Origin of the sequence: Agrobacterium tumefaciens (assembly GCA_025559845.1) — a bacterium.
Classification (GTDB): Bacteria; Pseudomonadota; Alphaproteobacteria; order Rhizobiales; family Rhizobiaceae; genus Agrobacterium.
The window spans coordinates 2,123,449-2,140,954 of record CP048469.1 but is presented as its reverse complement, the minus strand read 5'-3'; the positions used below and the strand labels follow the sequence as shown (position 1 = coordinate 2,140,954).

19 protein-coding genes and 1 pseudogene are annotated in these 17,506 nt (G+C 58.4%); 10 read left to right on the top strand and 10 right to left on the bottom strand.

Annotation, left to right across the window (positions count from 1 at the left end; all coding sequences use genetic code 11):
* The first annotated feature begins 2 nt into the window (after positions 1-2).
* The 6 genes from allB to FY156_10985 are packed head-to-tail and all read left to right on the top strand — an operon-like array spanning position 3 to position 5,070.
* Entirely contained in the window at positions 3-1,457 is a 1,455-nt protein-coding gene (gene allB, locus FY156_11010; protein ID UXS01948.1) for an allantoinase AllB, read from the top strand.
* Positions 1,454-2,293, top strand: a complete 840-nt coding sequence (locus FY156_11005) for an ABC transporter ATP-binding protein (GenBank protein ID UXS01947.1) — start codon at positions 1,454-1,456, stop codon at positions 2,291-2,293. The genes allB and FY156_11005 overlap by 4 nt, the downstream gene beginning before the upstream one ends.
* Positions 2,290-3,066, top strand: coding sequence for an ABC transporter permease (locus FY156_11000; protein ID UXS01946.1), 777 nt, complete (start codon positions 2,290-2,292; stop codon positions 3,064-3,066). The genes FY156_11005 and FY156_11000 overlap by 4 nt, the downstream gene beginning before the upstream one ends.
* A 45-nt stretch (positions 3,067-3,111) precedes the next feature.
* On the top strand, positions 3,112-3,525 hold the full coding sequence (locus FY156_10995) for a DUF3830 family protein (GenBank protein ID UXS01945.1): 414 nt from the start codon (positions 3,112-3,114) through the stop codon (positions 3,523-3,525).
* 4 nt (positions 3,526-3,529) lie between these two features.
* Positions 3,530-4,492, top strand: coding sequence for an amidase (locus FY156_10990; GenBank protein UXS01944.1), 963 nt, complete (start codon positions 3,530-3,532; stop codon positions 4,490-4,492).
* A complete protein-coding gene (locus FY156_10985; GenBank protein UXS01943.1) occupies positions 4,489-5,070 on the top strand; it encodes a TIGR00730 family Rossman fold protein in 582 nt (193 codons plus the stop codon). The genes FY156_10990 and FY156_10985 overlap by 4 nt, the downstream gene beginning before the upstream one ends.
* A gap of 63 nt (positions 5,071-5,133) precedes the next feature.
* On the opposite strand, the gene FY156_10980 is transcribed toward FY156_10985, so the two are convergent.
* The gene (locus FY156_10980; protein ID UXS01942.1) at positions 5,134-5,487 is read right to left on the bottom strand and encodes a nuclear transport factor 2 family protein; all 354 of its coding nucleotides are present in this window, start codon (positions 5,485-5,487) and stop codon (positions 5,134-5,136) included.
* Between the two features lie 391 nt (positions 5,488-5,878).
* On the opposite strand from FY156_10980, the gene FY156_10975 reads away from it, so the two are divergent.
* Entirely contained in the window at positions 5,879-6,481 is a 603-nt protein-coding gene (locus FY156_10975) for a J domain-containing protein (GenBank protein UXS01941.1), read from the top strand.
* Positions 6,482-6,615: 134 nt separating this feature from the next.
* Here the strand turns inward: FY156_10975 and FY156_10970 are convergent, their stop codons facing one another.
* On the bottom strand, positions 6,616-7,296 hold the full coding sequence (locus FY156_10970; GenBank protein UXS03120.1) for a DUF922 domain-containing Zn-dependent protease: 681 nt from the start codon (positions 7,294-7,296) through the stop codon (positions 6,616-6,618).
* A 90-nt stretch (positions 7,297-7,386) separates the two neighbouring features.
* Entirely contained in the window at positions 7,387-7,860 is a 474-nt protein-coding gene (locus tag FY156_10965; GenBank protein UXS01940.1) for a PRC-barrel domain containing protein, read from the bottom strand.
* Positions 7,861-8,024: 164 nt separating this feature from the next.
* Between FY156_10965 and FY156_10960 the strand changes: the two genes are divergently transcribed.
* A complete protein-coding gene (locus FY156_10960; GenBank protein ID UXS01939.1) occupies positions 8,025-8,444 on the top strand; it encodes a DUF1801 domain-containing protein in 420 nt (139 codons plus the stop codon).
* 33 nt (positions 8,445-8,477) lie between these two features.
* Here the strand turns inward: FY156_10960 and FY156_10955 are convergent, their stop codons facing one another.
* Positions 8,478-9,446 (bottom strand): esterase family protein, encoded by a 969-nt coding sequence (locus FY156_10955; GenBank protein UXS01938.1) that lies wholly within the window; start codon positions 9,444-9,446, stop codon positions 8,478-8,480.
* A 72-nt stretch (positions 9,447-9,518) separates the two neighbouring features.
* Positions 9,519-12,428, bottom strand: coding sequence for an excinuclease ABC subunit UvrB (uvrB, locus tag FY156_10950; GenBank protein UXS01937.1), 2,910 nt, complete (start codon positions 12,426-12,428; stop codon positions 9,519-9,521).
* Between the two features lie 249 nt (positions 12,429-12,677).
* On the opposite strand from uvrB, the gene FY156_10945 reads away from it, so the two are divergent.
* On the top strand, positions 12,678-13,028 hold the full coding sequence (locus tag FY156_10945; protein UXS01936.1) for a DMT family protein: 351 nt from the start codon (positions 12,678-12,680) through the stop codon (positions 13,026-13,028).
* A gap of 50 nt (positions 13,029-13,078) precedes the next feature.
* Here the strand turns inward: FY156_10945 and FY156_10940 are convergent.
* A pseudogene (locus FY156_10940) lies at positions 13,079-14,497 on the bottom strand (PepSY domain-containing protein).
* A gap of 56 nt (positions 14,498-14,553) precedes the next feature.
* Positions 14,554-14,958 (bottom strand): DUF2946 domain-containing protein, encoded by a 405-nt coding sequence (locus tag FY156_10935; GenBank protein ID UXS03119.1) that lies wholly within the window; start codon positions 14,956-14,958, stop codon positions 14,554-14,556.
* Between the two features lie 115 nt (positions 14,959-15,073).
* Here FY156_10935 and FY156_10930 point away from each other — a divergent pair, with 115 nt between their 5' ends.
* Positions 15,074-15,487: a DUF1801 domain-containing protein gene (locus tag FY156_10930; GenBank protein UXS01935.1), complete on the top strand. Its 414-nt coding sequence runs from the start codon at positions 15,074-15,076 to the stop codon at positions 15,485-15,487.
* A 7-nt stretch (positions 15,488-15,494) separates the two neighbouring features.
* Here FY156_10930 and FY156_10925 read toward each other — a convergent pair whose 3' ends face one another.
* The 3 genes from FY156_10925 to rlmB all read right to left on the bottom strand — a co-directional run bounded on the left by FY156_10925 (position 15,495) and on the right by rlmB (position 17,445).
* Positions 15,495-16,088: a hypothetical protein gene (locus tag FY156_10925; GenBank protein ID UXS01934.1), complete on the bottom strand. Its 594-nt coding sequence runs from the start codon at positions 16,086-16,088 to the stop codon at positions 15,495-15,497.
* A gap of 4 nt (positions 16,089-16,092) precedes the next feature.
* Entirely contained in the window at positions 16,093-16,482 is a 390-nt protein-coding gene (locus FY156_10920) for an acyl-CoA thioesterase (protein UXS01933.1), read from the bottom strand.
* A gap of 75 nt (positions 16,483-16,557) precedes the next feature.
* A complete protein-coding gene (gene rlmB, locus FY156_10915) occupies positions 16,558-17,445 on the bottom strand; it encodes a 23S rRNA (guanosine(2251)-2'-O)-methyltransferase RlmB (GenBank protein ID UXS01932.1) in 888 nt (295 codons plus the stop codon).
* Positions 17,446-17,506 lie beyond the last annotated feature (61 nt).

The following is a 17,506-nucleotide window of genomic DNA, read 5'->3' as shown; positions in this document are numbered from 1 at the left end:
TCATGACCACAGATATCATCGCCGATCTCGTCATCCACGGCGGCACGATCGTGTCACCGGACACCGAGTACAAGGCCAGTATCGCAATCAAGGACGGTGCGATCCTGGCGATTGGCGAGCAGAGCGCCATGCCGAAGGCAAAAGAGGAACTTGACGCGACCGGTCTGCACATTCTTCCTGGCGCCATCGACGTCCATGTGCACTTCCGTGATCCCGGTTATGCGCAGAAGGAGGACTTTGCCTCGGGTACGGCAGCGGCAGCCTTCGGCGGTGTCACCACTGTCTTCGACATGCCCAACACCCTGCCGGCAATTTCCGACGCGGCATCGCTGAAGGAAAAGCACGCGATTGCCAGTGCCAAGGCGCATGTCGATTACGGCCTTTATGCTGTGCTTGGCGAGGACAGCCTGCCGCATATCGGTGAATTGATCGAAGGCGGCGTGATCGGCTTCAAATGCTACATGGGCAATACCTTCGGTCGCATCCCGTCGCCGACAACCGGTGCGATGCTGGAACTGTTCGAGATCGTCGCTCCGACCGGCAAACGCATTTCGCTGCATGCCGAAACGAACTCCATCATGGAGCGTCGCGAAGCGCGCCTTCGCCAGATGGGGCGCAGCGATCCACTTGCCCACCTTGCCGCCCGTCCGGCGGTGGTGGCAACGGAGGCGGTTGCCCGCGCCGCGATCCTTGCCGAATGGACCGGCGCGCGCATCCATATTCTCCACATCTCCTCAGCCGCAGAGCTTCGGCCGCTGGCGGATGCAAAGGCACGCGGCGTTGACATCACCGGTGAGACTTGCCCGCAATATCTGCTGTTGTCTGCGGATGATTATGAAGCCAAGCGCGGGGTTATCCGCGTCAATCCGCCGGTCCGTGAAGTTGAAAACCAGGACCCGATCTGGCAGGCGCTTGTTGATGGCACCATTGACATGATTGCCACTGATCACGCTCCGCATGCGCCTGAAGAAAAGACACGGGCCGATATCTGGACGGTCGATTGCGGTTTTCCCGGTGTGGAAACCCAGATGCCGCTGATGCTGACGGAAATAGCCCGCCGCGGGGCCAGCCTGTCGGATTATGTGCGCTGGAGTGCGGAGAACCCGGCAAAATCCTTCGGACTTTTCCCGAGGAAGGGCGCACTGATGGTTGGTTCGGATGCCGATATCGCCATTGTCGATACCAATCGTGCCTGGACGATCGATGATGCGCTGATCCAGTCTACGGCGAAAATCTCTCCCTGGCACGGGATGCGCGCAACTGCTCTGCCGATCCACACGATCGTTCGCGGCCGCTTTGCCATGAAGGATCGCCAACTTCAGGCAGATGCCCGCGGTTGGGGACGGTCGGTGCATGACATCCAGTCTATGCCGGTGCCGGACGTGCGAAACGAGAATCAGACGATTGCGGCCGTTACCTCTCAGGTGCCATCTCACACGGGGAGTGCGGCGGCATGACCATCGCTTTCGCTCCCGAAATTGCAGTCCGCAACGCAATCATCGATCTGGAAAGGGTGAACGTCACCTTCGGTGGCGAAAAGAACAAAACCGTCGCTCTGGCCGAAACATCGCTGCGGATCGAGAATGGCGAGTTCATCGCATTGGTCGGACCCTCCGGCTGCGGCAAGTCGACAATCCTCAAACTCGTTGCGGGAACACTCTCGCCGTCGGAGGGCCACATCTTCGTGGCCGGCCGTGAGATCGGCGCAAATGATGTCCGTATCGGCATGGCCTTCCAGAACCCGACACTGCTGCCATGGCTCAATGTGCGCGACAACGTCATGATGCCGCTGAAAATCGTTGCGCCATTCAAACATGCCTATGCGAAGAAAAAGAAAGGCGAATATCGCGATCGGGCCGAGGCTTTGCTGGAACAGGTGGGGTTATCCGGTTTCGGCGACAAGTTTCCCTGGCAGCTTTCAGGGGGAATGCAACAGCGCGCCTCGCTCTGCCGCGCGCTGATCCATGACCCGACGCTGCTGTTGCTCGACGAGCCGTTCGGCGCGCTCGACCAGTTCACCCGCGAGGAACTCTGGGAGATCATGCAGAACCTCTGGATCGAGAAGAAGCCGACCGTTCTGCTCGTGACCCATGACCTCAAGGAGGCCGCGTATCTGGCGTCGCGCATCTGCATCATGCAGGCCCGACCAGGGCGGATCATTGAGGATCGTGCAGTGCCCTTTGCCCGGCCGCGGACCATCGACATCTCGTTCGAACCCGAATTCGTATCCCTCACACAGAGGCTTCGCGAGCGCATCGTCGCGGCCCGGGCCGTCAAGGAGCATCAGCCATGAAGCCGGACACCAAACGTCGCGTTCTGTCAGCCTGCTGCATTCTCGGGGCCTTCGTCGCCTGGGAGTTGATCTGCCTCATGTTCGGCATATCTGAAATGGTTCTGCCGAGACCGACGCAGGCGATTTCAACGCTCATCACCCAGTTCCCGGCAATCTGGCCGCATGCCTTTCAGACCATCTACACGACGCTGGTCGGGCTTGGGCTTGGCATTCTTCTTGGTGTGCTTCTCGGCATGCTCATCGGCTCTTCGAAGCTTGCTTACGATGTGGCCTATCCGATGCTGGTCGGCTTTTCGTCAATCCCGAAAGTGGCGATCGTGCCGATCCTGGTCTTGTGGTTCGGGGCTGGAACCGTGCCAGCCATCTTGACCGCAATGGTGATGTGCATCTTCCCCATCGTCGTCAATGTCGCGACCGGGCTCGCCTCTACCGAACCGGAGTTGCAGGACGTCATGCGCACGCTGAAGGCGACGAAACTCGAAATCCTCTGGAATATCGGCCTGCCACGCACCATGCCGTATTTCTTCGCCTCACTGAAAGTCGCTGCGACGCTGGCGTTTGTCGGCACCGTCATTGCCGAAACCGTTGCATCGAACCGTGGCATCGGCAATCTGATGATGATCGCAAGCTCCAGCTTCGATGTGCCGCTGGTCTTTGCCGGATTGTTCATTCTCGCTGCGCTCGGTGTCACTCTCTACATCATCTTCTCGGCTATCGAGGCGCGAGTGACAGGTTGGGCCGTTCGCAGCGACAGTTTCGCCACCAACGGCTGACCGCTCCCCCCAAGGCATTCATGCAGGATTTACAGGACAATTTTCATGACCGAACTCACGATCACCGCCGGCCCGTTCACCTTCACCGCTCGCCTTGAAATGCAGGATGCACCGAAAACCTGCGCGGCCTTCCTGGAGCGCCTCCCTTATGACAGTCAGATCGTCCATGTCCGGTGGAGCGGTGAGGGCGTCTGGGTGCCGTTGGGGGATGAGGATTTTGGCGTGGGTTACGAGAACCACACCAGCCATCCCGCACCGGGCCACATCATCCTCTACCCCGGAGGTATCAGCGAAACGGAAATTCTGTTGGCCTATGGCGGCGTCGACTTCTCATCGAAAATGGGGCAGCTTGCCGGAAACCATTTCATCACACTGACATCGGGGCTGGAGAACTTGGCGGCACTTGGCAAGAAGACGCTCTGGGAAGGCGCACAGCCCATCCGTTTCGAACTGGCCTGAACCGATGGCCGAGCATGAGCTTTTTCCGGGCGTTGAGACGGTACACTGGGGTTACCTTGACGGGAACCTCTCACCGGTTCTCAGCATCGACAGCGGTGACATCGTGACCGTTCATTCGGTCAGCGGGTCTGCGGAAGAGGCCCCCGTCGGCCGATATCGCGTTCGCCCCGAACTTGGCGTCATCCACCAGACACTTGCGCCTGAACTTGGCCCGCACATCCTCACCGGGCCGATCCGCGTTAATGGCGCGGTGCCCGGCGACATGCTCAAAATCGACATTCTCGATGTCAGCCTGCGCGATGATTGGGGTTTCAACATCATCCGTCCAGGAAAGGGCGCGTTGCCCGACGATTTCGATGCATCAAGGACGGTGCATTTCGGTATCGACATGACGATGGGCACGATTGCTGCGCCCTGGGGAGGTACGCTTTTGGCGCGTCCTTTCTTTGGCGTTATTGCAACTGCTCCACGGCGTGAGGATGGCCGACGTTCATCTGTCGTGCCCGGTTATTTCGGCGGGAATATCGACAATAAGGAGCTGTCGTCAGGCTCGACGCTTTACCTGCCTGTATCCGTCGAAGGTGCTCTTGTCTCGATCGGAGATGGACACGCGGCCCAGGGCGATGGCGAGGTGTGTCTCACCGCTGTGGAGACCGGATTGTCTGGTCGTGTTCGGATCACGGTGATCAAAAATACCGACATTTCCGCTCCTTTTGCCGAGACATCGACTCACCTGATCTCTATGGGTTTCGACGAGGAGCTGGAGAGGGCGGTGCGCGAGGCTTTGCGTCACGCCATCACGCTTGTCCGGAAGCGAACGGGCATGAGCGCGGAGGATGCATATACCTTCTGCAGCGTTGCGGCGGACGTTCGGATCACCCAGCTCGTCAACATCAAAAAGGGGGCACATGTGATGATCCCCAAATCGGCGCTGTCGCCCGCCATGTCTGATCAGGGAATGCCATGATGATCCGTCATATCAAATCGATTGCCGTGTTTTGCGGCTCCAACCACGGTGCATCGGAAGAGTTTGCAGAAGGGGCGAGGGCGCTGGGGCGCGCACTTGGTAACGCCGGCATCCAACTCATATATGGTGGCACGACCAAGGGTTTGATGGGTGTTGTGGCCGACGCGGCACTGTCATCCGGTGGGGAGGTTCACGGCATCATCACCGCTCGCCTTCACGAAAAGGGTCACTCGCACGAGGGGCTGACCTTTTGTGAAGTGACGCAGACGCTTCGCGAACGCAAGCAACGCATGGCGGAACTGGCGGATGCCTTCATTGCTTTGCCTGGCGGCATCGGGACGATGGAGGAGTTCATGGAAGTCTGGACGATGAACCAGCTTTCCGAAATCGACAAGCCGATCGGTCTTTTGAATACACGGGGATTTTTCGACAGCTTCCTGGGCTTCATCGACCACATGGTTGTCGAGAAATTTCTGCCGGCCGCGCACCGACATTCGACCTCTGTTGACGCCAATGCGGAAGCCTTGATCGGAAAATTGCAGACCTATCAACGGGTTGATATTCCGAAGTGGCTGTGACGCTACGGCGCTGACAGCGGTCGTGGTTCGACCGCTGTGTTCCGGCAATGTGTTGCCTGTGTTCTACGGCTTCACGTGATAGAGCTTGTGGACGATGAACCAGTTTCCATCGCGTTCCAGCAGCGAAAGATATTCACAGAAGTCGGTGCCGTCGAAGCTGGTGGTCAGTTTGACGGAGGCGCTGTCGCCTTCCTTGTCTATCCCCAATATCTCGAAGGACGGATCGTGGTCGGGGAGACCGCGCTCGTTCTCCCTGATCTGGCCAACGAAATCATCGAGCGAAAGCCATTCGGTTTCTCCCAGATAATTCCCGACGATTGAGGCGCGCGGATCGAAAACATCGCGCATCAGCCCTTCATCCGCGTAGGCCATGGCATGAACATAGTCTGTGACGGTCTGTGTGATCGTTTGCGGCACCGGACTGACCCTCCCTTCAGATCGATGATCAAGAGTACACCCGTTGATGGTATTTCGCCATAACCCCTTGCCACGCAGTGTTTTTGCGCCCGCGGGTCAGCCGTAACTCTGTCTCGATCCTGTCGAGCAGAGTGCCTAGAAATCTCTTTCGTCGCGGCTGTCCACAATTTTGTCCGGCCTGCCTTTATAGTGGCCTTGGCCTCGACAAATTTCGGGACCAAGGGCTTTTCGCCCGGTTTTATATCGCTATGGCGGTGCATCCTTTTTAGGGTTTTACCGCTTTGACTGGTGCAGCAGGGGTGCTCGTGGCGCGCTTTTCGCCTATGATCAGTCCGCTGCCGTCAGGATATGTTCGGCATGCTGGTGAAGAGTTGCGTTTGAAGGTGTTTTCGTGATCGATCCTTATATATTGCTAGGTGTGGAGCGCGATGCCGACGAGGCTGCGATCAAATCCGCCTATCGGAAGGTGGCCAAGGCTGCTCATCCCGACAGCGGCGGTGACGCCGAGCAATTCGCGAAACTTCAGACAGCCTATGAACTGTTGAAGGACCCGGTACGCCGCAAGGTGTTCGACGATACCGGCTACGATCCGCAACTGGCCGATGCCAAGGATCTCAAGGGTCTGCTGATGCTGGAAACGCTCGTCAACGAGTTCATTCTCGATGAACGCGAGCCGGGCAGCTTCGATCCCGTGGCGGCGATGCGCCGCAAACTGACCGACGATATCCTGAAAAGTCGCTTTCACATTCTGGAACTTGAGCGGCACCGCACCCGTGTCCGCAAACATATGGACCGGTTGGGCAAAAAACCGGAAACCGATGTTCTCGGCTCCATGCTACGTGCCCGCAGCCAGTCGATTGCCGAGGCGATCCGCAATGCCGAGGCGCAGATCGAAGCAATCGAACAAGCCTATACGATGCTTGAAGGATATTCTTACGAACTGGAGGCCATGTCCTTGCCGCAACCCGTGCTGAAAGGCGAGGCTGCCGAGTAAGGCAAGGCTTTTTCTGCGCAGGCCATGATCGCAAAACCGCTTACACTTTTGCGCGGCCTGCTAGGGCCGGAACCGGTGCTGAAAGGCGAGGCTGCCGAGTACGGCAATGCTTATCTGCGCAGGCCACCGATCGATCAGGGGCCGTTGACCAGTGCCAGAATGAGCTGATGAACGCGACCGCCAGGTGAGAGTTCGTCTCGGTCAAAGTCTCTGCCGCGTTGTCGCTGTTCGTTGGACAATTCGCCCAGCCGCTGTTGCAGCACCGCACGGACTTTCTGACATCCCGGATCGCTTTCGGCCCGCAAGCCGACGCTATAGGCTTCGATCTTCTTCACCATGTCGACGATGTGCTCGCCATGCACCCGCTCGTGGGTTTCCACTCCGCTAATGAAGGTTTTCCAGCTCGCCGCGACGGCGGTCGGCAGCTTCGCCGGTGCCTTTGGCCAGGTGTAGATGATGGTGAGGTTGGGGCGCGCGGTGGCGAGCACGCAGGCGCCATCAGGTTGCGGGCGATAGTCACGCCGCCATGTCAGCTTGAACGTGGTGTGGGCGATGGCCTGCACGCCCGCCATGGGACCGCGCTCGCCGATGGAATCGTAAAGCGCTGCCCCTGAGTTGCCCGTGACGGTATAGGTCTTGATCTGCTCGGCTGGTTTCCAGTCTGCGGCCTGAGCCGAAGGCGCCAGCAAAGCCGACACTAAAGACGCTACGGTGAAAGTGAGCGAAGAGTATTTTGAGGCGGGCACGCATCGATCCTTGGATGGTTTTGCGGGCCGAAGATAGGCGAGGGGTGGGCGGCAAGGCAAGCGTTGCATCGGCCCCGCGACGGCATTTATCGCTGCGGCCATCTCCATACAAAAAGCCCCTGCGACGGATCGCAGGGGCCGCTTGTGACTGTAGGGGTGTCAGTCATCAAGCTTGTCGTAATCGAGCTTGGGCGCGTTTTGCAGCGCATCCTTGGTAGTGTCGACATAGGCTTTCCAGGTGCCATTGTCGTTGTTGATCGCAACGGATGCCGGGTCGAGAACCACGTAGCTCTTGTCGATGCCCAGGAAACCGCCGACGCTGGCAACGAGACCGATCACGGCCTTGCCTTCGCCAATGACCACATCTTCGATTTCGCCGATGTCCTCGCCCTTGGCATTGTAGATATCCATGCCATCGAGCTGCGAGGCGGTCAGGTCGGTCTTCTGCACGTTGACGAATTTCAGCGGACCACTGGCCTTCGTGCCCATGGTGAAGCCAGGGCCAGAAAGTGCCGCATCCGCACCAACTGCTGCAGGAGCCGTCTCGGCCGGTGCCGTGGTGGCGGTCTGCGCGAAGGCAACAGAAGAGGTCAGGGCTGCGACGGCAGCCAGTGCGAAAACCTTGTTTTTCATGATGTTTCTTCCCTTTGTATGCTGAACGTTGCGTTCGGGGAAGTAACGAAGGGAGGCGGAATTGGTTCCTGTGAGACGAAATGAAAAATCGTGTTTATGATGATCCGTGACCGTTCGTGCGCAGCACGAAATGGTTAAAGCAGCGGGAATAGAGGGAGGATGGCGTGGTCAAAAAAGCGTCGGAAAATGATATCGAGGAGACTGCAGCGTCAGATTTCATCGATCAGAAGATCGCCGACCTTGGCGATTGGCGAGGCGATATGCTGGCGCGTGTACGGGCCATTATCAAAAAGGCCGATCCAGACGTCGTGGAGGAGGTCAAATGGCGTGGGGTGCCCGTCTGGTCGCATGACGGTATCATCTGTACGGGCGAGACCTACAAGAGCGCCGTGAAATTGACCTTCGCCAAAGGGGCGTCGCTGGACGACCCAGGTCGTCTGTTCAATTCCAGCCTCGAAGGCAATACCCGGCGCGCCATCGATCTTCACGAGGGCGATAAGGTTGACGAGGAGGCACTGGCAGCCTTGATCCGCGCTGCTGCCGCGTTAAACGCTGTGGGGAAAGCCGCGAAGAAGCGGAAGTAAGCTCGCCAGAGGGATTGATAGAGACCTGGATCGCTAGTCCTGAGCAACATTCATGTCTTTGTCCCACTGGCTATCGATGAATTTCAGTGCGTCGATGATCGATATTTTCCATACGGACCAGAGGTGATCGCCATCGGTGATCCGTAACTCGGATTTACGGTTATCGGCCTGCAATGTCTCATGCAGGGCCACGGCGCCGCGCCACAGGTTGAAGCCATCGTCGTCGCCGACCGTCAGATAGGTTGCCGGTAAATCCTGGCTTTGAACAACGTGTCTGGCTATGAGTGTGAAAATGTTCTTGTCGTTGAACAGTCGTGCATCGAAGGGCGTACCGAAGGCGCCGGAAAAATGATCGCCGGTGGAAGGCAGCACGATGCCGCTGGTGATGGTGGCGCGGTCGATACGGTGAAAGAATGCGCTATCCTGAATGAGCCTGAGTTCGGCCGGCGTCTTGTCCACGTCTCCGGCCGGAACATTTTGCCAGATCGCGCCCGACAGGCTTGCGACCGCAGTGTATAAATCTTCGTGGCCGTAGGCGAGGCGGAGCGCACCGAACCCACCCATAGACAGGCCGGCGATCGCGCGTCCCTGCTTGTCCTTGCGTACGGGCATCGTCGTTTCGACGTGGAACCGAAGATCGCGGGTGATGGCCGTTTCGTAGTCACCCGGTCCCTCGATAGAACTCGAATCGACATACCAGCTATTTTTAGCGCCCGGCATTACCACCACAAGCGGACGGATCGTGCCCGATGCGATCATGCCGTCCAGCGTGTTTTCGATATTGCCGAGATCGCGCCAACTGTTCTGATCGCCGTCATGGCCATGCAGCAGATAGAGCACCGGCCAGCCGTTGTCCGGCGGGTCGCCATCCGGCCGGTAAATGTTGACGGAAAGATCACTCCCCAGCGCTTTGCTTTTGAAAGTGGCGTCTTCGATTTGTCCGGCGAACGCCGGCCCTGAAGCGAGAAACAAACAAAGTCTCGCCAGATTTTTTCGAAGCATGCCAATCTCCCTTGCGGGTCCCTAAACACAACCAACGTTTGTGGGAGTGCCGGGTTCCGGAGCGCTAGTCTGTCAACGTCCCGGCCTTCCCGTCTTGCCCTTGGTGCGGCCCTTGCGCTTTTCATCGACCGGGTCTTCGTAAGAGCCCGCGCCGACCTTGCCGCGCACGATCGGGCGCGGGTCGTCGGTGCGTTTTTCCGGTTGGCCTTCCAGCAGTGGTGAGAACCGTTTGCCCGGCTCATCCGGTTTGTCGGGGACTGCACCACGAACAGGTTTTTCGGTGCGGCCCACTGTCATCTCATCGAGGGTGTTCTTGCGGAACAGCGGTCTGGCGGTGTCTGTGCCTGGTCCCATGTCATCGAGTGACGGTTTGGTGAAGAGCGATTCACTGCCAGCGCCTTTGGAAGCCGCTTTTGCTCTGCCTCTCCCGCCTTCGGCGCTCGAAGCCTCTTCTCTGGCAATCGGGTCGTCCATGGCGGCGAGTTCGGCGGCCTTGAGGCGCTTGATTTCGTCGCGCAGTCGGGCGGCCTTTTCGAAGTCGAGATCGGCCGCGGCATCGCGCATGGACTTTTCCAGCGCGTTGAGATGGGCCTGCAGGTTGTTGCCAACGAGGTGGCCGCCATCGGCAAAGCCCTTACCGGAAACGCCGGAAATATCGGCTCTTACGTGATCCTTCTCATAAACAGAATCAAGAATATCGGAGATTTTGGCCTTGACCGATTCCGGCGTGATGCCGTTCTCTTCGTTATAAGCCATCTGCTTTTCGCGGCGACGGCTGGTCTCTTCCATCGCTCGCTTCATCGAGCCTGTGACGTTGTCGGCGTAAAGGATGACCTTGCCGTCGACGTTACGCGCCGCACGGCCAATGGTCTGGATGAGCGATGTTTCGGACCGCAGGAAGCCTTCCTTGTCGGCATCGAGAATGGCGACGAAGCCGCATTCGGGAATGTCCAGACCCTCGCGCAGCAGGTTGATACCCACCAGCACATCAAAGGCGCCGAGACGAAGATCGCGGATGATCTCGATACGCTCCAGCGTGTCGATATCCGAGTGCATGTAGCGCACGCGAACGCCCTGTTCGTGCAGATATTCGGTGAGGTCTTCCGCCATTCGTTTGGTCAGCACGGTGCAGAGGGTGCGATATCCCTTGGCGGCGGTTTCGCGGATTTCACCAAGGACGTCGTCCACCTGCGTACGTGCCGAGCGAACTTCCACCGGTGGATCGATCAGACCGGTCGGACGGATAACCTGTTCGGCGAACACGCCGCCGGCCATCTCCATTTCCCAGCCACCTGGCGTGGCGGAAACTGAAACGGTCTGCGGGCGCATGGCGTCCCATTCCTCGAAGCGCAGTGGGCGGTTGTCCATGCAGGATGGAAGGCGGAAGCCATATTCCGCCAGTGTCGCCTTGCGGCGAAAGTCGCCGCGATACATGCCACCGATCTGCGGAATGGTGACGTGGCTTTCATCGATAAAGATCAGGGCGTCGTCGGGAATATATTCGAACAGGGTCGGTGGCGGCTCGCCGGGATTGCGACCGGTGAGATAACGCGAATAGTTCTCGATGCCGGCACAGGAACCTGTCGCCTCAAGCATCTCGATATCGTAACGGGTGCGTTGTTCCAGACGTTGCGCTTCCAGAAGACGGCCGGCCTTTTCCAGTTCGGCAAGGCGCATTTTCAGCTCTTCCTTGATCGACTTGATGGCACCGTTCAGGGTCGGGCGTGGCGTCACATAGTGCGAGTTGGCATATATCTTGACCGATTGCAGGTCACCGGTTTTCTGGCCTGTCAGCGGATCGAATTCAGTGATGGATTCGATCTCGTCGCCCCACATGGAAATGCGCCAGGCGGCATCTTCCAAGTGGGCGGGGAAGATTTCGATGGTATCGCCACGCACCCGGAAGGAGCCGCGCACGAAATTGATGTCCTGCCGCTTGTACTGCTGGGCCACGAGGTCGGCCAGAAGCTGCCGCTGATCCAACCGGTCACCGACCTGCATCTGGAATGTCATGGCCGTATAGGTTTCGACCGAGCCGATACCGTAGATGCAGGAGACCGAGGCGACGATGATACAGTCGTCGCGCTCCAGAATGGCGCGGGTGGCGGCGTGGCGCATCCGGTCGATCTGCTCGTTGATCGACGATTCCTTCTCGATATAGGTATCCGAGCGCGGCACATAGGCTTCCGGCTGGTAATAGTCGTAGTAGGAAACGAAGTATTCGACCGCGTTGTTCGGGAAGAAGTTCTTGAATTCGGAGTAGAGCTGCGCGGCGAGCGTCTTGTTCGGTGCAAGGATGACAGCCGGACGCTGTGTCGCCTCGATCACCTTGGCCATGGTGAAGGTCTTGCCAGAGCCGGTGACGCCGAGCAGCACCTGGGAACGATCACCGGAATTGATACCTTCGACCAGATCGGCAATTGCGGTCGGCTGGTCGCCGGACGGTTTATATTCCGTAACCATCTCGATGGCGATGCCGCCTTCGGATTTCGGCGGGCGGGCAGGGCGGTGCGGCGTCCACAGCTTGCCGTCCTTGAACAGCGGATTGCCGCTTTCAATCAGCTTGGAGAGTGCGTCGACCGTCGCCGTCACGGCGCCGGGAGCGAGGGCGCCGGCATCTTCCAGCGAAACATCCAGACCGGCGACCGGATTAAGGCCGGCTGCCGCACGTGTTTTAGGGTCGGACGATCCGCCTATCGACACGCCACGCGCGGTTTTGGAGGCAGTCGTTTTCTTGGCTGTCTTCGCAGGCGCAGCCTTTTCGGCTTCCTTGCGGGCCTCGATCTCGATTTTTTTGCGGTGTTTGCCGGCCTTGGAGGCGATCTCGCGCTGTGTTTCAACAGAGGAGGCTTCTGCCTCTGCCTCGAGCTGCTTCACCCAGTCGGCAACGCTGCCGGAAAGCGGTGCGCCTTCAAACGGCGCCTGCGGCATTTCCTCGAACCCGGAGTTTGAGGATGTGGAATTTTTCGGTGATCTGGCCATGGCGAGAATATGGAGGGAGTCAGTGGAGAAAGGAAGGGGCGACGATGAAAAAATGAGTACAAAAGGGAAACGTCGTCTGCCTGGGAACCGAATGGCTGGATCTTCGTTTCTGCTGGCCGAAAACTGCGCTCAGCATTCGCAGTCGCTCGAAATTTTTGGCTGCAACGCCGGGATTTTCGGAAATCGGCGTTACACTTTTCGGTCCGATGCTCTAAGCCGTTTTCTATCTTCGTTTCCCAAGGATTTGTCATGCCCGCAATCAGCCCTGCTCACATCTGGCCTGTCCTGATGCTCGTTGCCTCCAATGTTTTCATGACCTTTGCCTGGTACGGGCACCTCAAGCACAAGGGCAGCGCCCTGTTTCTGGCCATTCTGGCGAGCTGGGGTATCGCTTTCTTCGAATATTGCCTTGCAGTACCGGCCAACAGGCTGGGATCGGAGGTCTATTCGACGGCGCAGCTCAAGACCATTCAGGAAGTCATTACGCTGGCGGTGTTCGCGCTGTTTTCGGTTTTCTGGCTGAAGGAAAGCATCACCATCAATCATGTCATCGGTTTTGCACTGATTGCGCTGGGCGCGTCGTTTATCTTCAGATCCTGATGGTCGAAGCGACGGCCGGGATTGCTCCCGGCCACAGTTATCAGATGTTTTTAGACGCCACGGCGCTTCTGGCGTGACTGCATCAAGAGATCGAGCAGCAACATGACAAGCAGGCTCATTCCGACCAATGGGAAGATGATGCCTCCCATGGCAAGGATGGCAATGAGCCCATAGAGCACGCGTCTGTCTTGCGGCATGGGTGGAACACCGAGAGAGCCCGTTGGGCGACGTTTCCACCACATGATGCCGCCGGAGGTGGCGAGCAAGATGATGCCGAGGCAGGCCAGGGTCAGCACGATCTGGTTCGTCAGGCCAAATTGCTGTCCCATATGCGTGTTGATGCCGAATTCCAGCGCCTTGCCGAGCGGTCCATAGTCGGCGTAGCTCATGTCGATCAATGGCTCGCCGCTATATTAATCGAGATGAATGACACGCTGTTTCTGAAGGTCGTCAGGATAAACAGAACCGCTATAGACGCCTCGCGGTATTGTCGGCAGGGCGACCACATAGCCCGGTGAAAGCCCGAGCTGATCGAAGCGTGCTACAGCCTGATCAACGCCGATAGAGGTAACAGGCAGGGTGCTTTCAGCGATGGGCCGCGTCATGTCTTCTGCGCTGTGCTGACCGTGGTCATGCCCTTGCGAGATCGGAATTTGAGCCTGTTCCAGTGACCAGGACGTTCTGGAAATCTCATCCAGTTTCTGGGTGGACATGGGGATGTTGATACGCACGCCCGAGGGATATCCGAAGTTGTTGCCATTGGCCCATTCGTTGACCTTGCCGCCCCAGACGCCCGACCAGGGCATGCCGGTAAGGGCGAGGAAAACGATGAAGATACCAGCGAAAATTCCGGTGACGGCATGGGTGTCGCGCCAGAAGACGCGCTTCTTCGGCGTGCCGCGCACAGACAGCACGCCGCCGGTCTGTTTGCGCGGCCACCAGAGATAGATGCCGGTTGCGACCAGCAGGATGGACCAGCCCGCCGCGATCTCGATGAGGTAACGTGCATAGGTGCCAAAATATTTCAGGCTGTGCAGATAACGGATCGTCCACATGACGGTACCGCGATCCGGAAGCGAGCCGAGAGCCTCGCGTGTATAAGGATCGACATAAACGGCGCGCCTGCCATCCGTCGTGTTGACGGTGATCTCTACCGAGGCGGCGGGGTCGCTTGGCGTGGTGTATTTGACTGCCGTGCCGGGAACCGCTGCAAGCGCGGCGGCGATGATCTCGGATGGAAGCGCTCTCGGCGCGTTTTGTACTGCTTCGACACGCTTGATATTGGCGTGGATGACGTTGTCCAGTTCATCCTTGAACAGATAAAGCGCGCCGGTGACAGCAAGCGTTACCATGAACGGCAGGACGAAAAGACCGGCATAAAAGTGCCAGCGCCAGACGGCGCGGTAAAGGCTGGTGGACGAAGATTGCGCACGCGGGCGCTCCCCTTCGACAGAAGTGGTGACGGACATGGGTGTCTCCGCAAGATAAGGATAGTCCGGCCTTTCCCGGCCGGATGGTTCATGCGTCAGATCTGCAGAGAAAGGGGTGGGGCGCGGGCTCGAGAATCCCTGTTGGGCGGAGAGGGCGGCAGGGCCGCGTCGGCTGGTAGGACGGCGATCTGCACCTTCGGGATAATGTCGGCGGGCAGGTCATCAGGGGTGACGGGAAGGGCGGCCGTAGAGAGGGAAGCAAGGCGGCAAAGCGCGCCGCAGCAATTGTTGGCCAGTTTGGAGGCTGGATTTTCCTTGCCAGTCGCACCATCAGGGGAATGGGTGGAGCAGATAACGTCGCCCGCTGCGAGGGCCGCTGCCGCCATGCTGCCGTTAGCAGCGCCATTTACAAGGCCCTGCAACAGGAACAGCAAAAGCGCCAGCGTGGCGATGGCGCCAGCCGAACTGCGATCCTGCATGATCTTGCGAATAAACCTCATGGCTTGTGAGGTGCCATATTCTTCTTCCGATGTCACTGCGACAAAGGTGATCCCGGGCTGACGGCGCAAAGCGGCGCAATCGTCGGCACCCTGCATTCGTGCTATAAGGGTGCCCATGATCGAGAAAAGCCAACCGAAGCTGCTCTCCAGCGGCAACCCGCAGATCCCTTTGGGCCATGGCAACGAGCCGGTTCAGGCTTATATTACTGCGATGCCGGGCTGGAAATCCGGGATTGGCCGCCGTGTCGACCGGATCGTGGAGGACGTGTTTCCGGCTGTCCGAAAAGCCGTGAAATGGAATACGCCGCTTTACGGTAAAGAGGATGGCTGGTTCTGCTCGATGTACTGCTACAAAAAATACGTTCAGCTTGCTTTCATGCGAGGAAGTGCGCTCATGCCCGTTCCACCGGTGGCTTCGAAACAGGCTAATGTGCGATACTTCAATATCTACGAGGACGATATTCTGGATGAAGCCCAGCTCGCGGACTGGGTGAAACAGGCCGCGGCCCTGCCGGGCCATAATTTCTGACGACTGCTCAGGTCAGCAGGTCGTAAGTGCGGAAAATCCAGACGACCTGATAGATCAGTGCGAAGGCGATGAGGCCTTGGTGGAAGCGGCGATTGGCAACGAAAGCCGCTGTCGTGAACAAAGCCACGAACACGATGTTGCGGAGGATATATTCCAGACCAAGAGCGGCGAAATAATCGCGGCCTTTCAGCAGTGTGTCGGCAATATCGGTGACGAAGAGCGCGGCCAGAAACGCAAAAAACCAGCCTTTGCGCGAGAAAAAATAATCTTCGTATCCGGTGTATTCCTTCATTTCCGTCGGGAACAGCAGCGCGCAGAGAAAATAAAACAGCGAGCAGAACAGGATGAGAAAAAGGAATGCTCCGAAGCCCAGCACGTGGCCGGATGCCGCCAGGCGGTGTTCCCACCACCAGAAATGCACGAGCATGAGAAACAGAAACGCCACCCAGCCGAGATGGACGAGATAGATACGTTCCTTTTTCGGATGCTGTACGAAACCGGCGAGACCGGTCAGAAGGCGGGCGAGACTGAGGCCGACGACCATGCCCATGACGGCACGAATGTGCGAATAAGCTTCCGCAGCATTGACGGCGGCCTCCATGGTCTTACTCCGCCGGCGGAATGGGGGTGGGCTTACCTTCTTCGTCCATCGCCACCATGATGAAGGTTCCGGCGGTGACCTTTTCCAGCTTGTCGAAGCGTGAGCGCTGCGCCCATGCTTCCACGGAAAGGGTGATGGAAGTCCGGCCGACGCGAACGATCTCTGTGTAGATCGACAGCGTGTCACCGATCTTGACCGGCAGTTCGAAGGCCATTTCCTTCACCGCTGCCGTCACGACGCGACAGCGAGCACGTTCGGCGGCGCGGATGCCGCTGGCCAAGTCCATCTGCGACATGACCCAGCCACCGAAAATGTCGCCCGCCGGATTTGCATCTGCGGGCATGGCGAGCGTTCTAAGCGTCAGTTCGCCGGTCGGTTTGATCATATCGGGCATCGTATCCTGGTCTCCATGCGTGCAAATAAGGCGCAGCATGCGTCGCGCCTTATTTTTTCGCAAGAAAGACGTGCCTTACGACGAGGCTTTTCCCAGGAATTGCTGTGTTGCGTAGAGGGCGATCGCCGCCGCATTCGAAACGTTCAGCGATTTGATTTCGCCCGGCATGTCGAGACGCGCCAGCGCCGAAACGGTTTCGCGCGTCTTCTGGCGCAGTCCCTTGCCTTCGGCGCCAAGCACCAGGGCAATCTTGTCACCACTGAATGTCTGCTCGATCGGGGCAGGGCCTTCCGAATCCAGTCCGATGGATGTGAAACCCAGCTTGTGCAGTTCACCCAACGCGTCGGCGAGATTGGTGATCTGGATATAGGGAATGAGTTCCAGTGCGCCGGACGCCGATTTCGCCAGCACGCCGGATTCGGTCGGGCTGTGGCGCATCGTGGTAATCAGCGCGCCAGCATTGAATGCGACGGCTGAGCGCATGATGGCGCCGACATTGTGCGGATCGGTGACCTGATCCAGAACGAGGATCAAGGGGCTGTCTTTCAGCGCACCCAGTCTTTTTACCGGCAGGGGCTTGGTTTCCAGCATCACACCCTGGTGGATTGCCTCGGGGCCAAGCACCTTGTCGATATCCTGGGGGGAAACGAACTCGACCGGAAAGGACTGGCCTTCCGCTTCGCCAATGTCTAGACGGGCAAAAGCGTTCTGCGTGACCGACAGCTTGATGATCTGCCTCTCTTTATTGGAAAGGGCGGCACGCACCGTATGCAGTCCGTAAAGATAGACCTGATCCGCTGCGAGTTGCGGCGGCTTCCAGTCATCCGCGCCTTTATGCTTGCGCTTCTGTTGGGGAGGGGTCGGGATTTCGCCACGCTCACGCTTTGCATCGCGCACGGCGCGGCGAAGGTTGGCGTAGTGCGTATCGCGGGTGGATTTGTCTTTGGGGGCGTCGTTGCTCATGTCGCCTTATATCTCCGGCGTGTTGCCCGCACCAGCCCTGACAACGTCGGGCCTAATTATC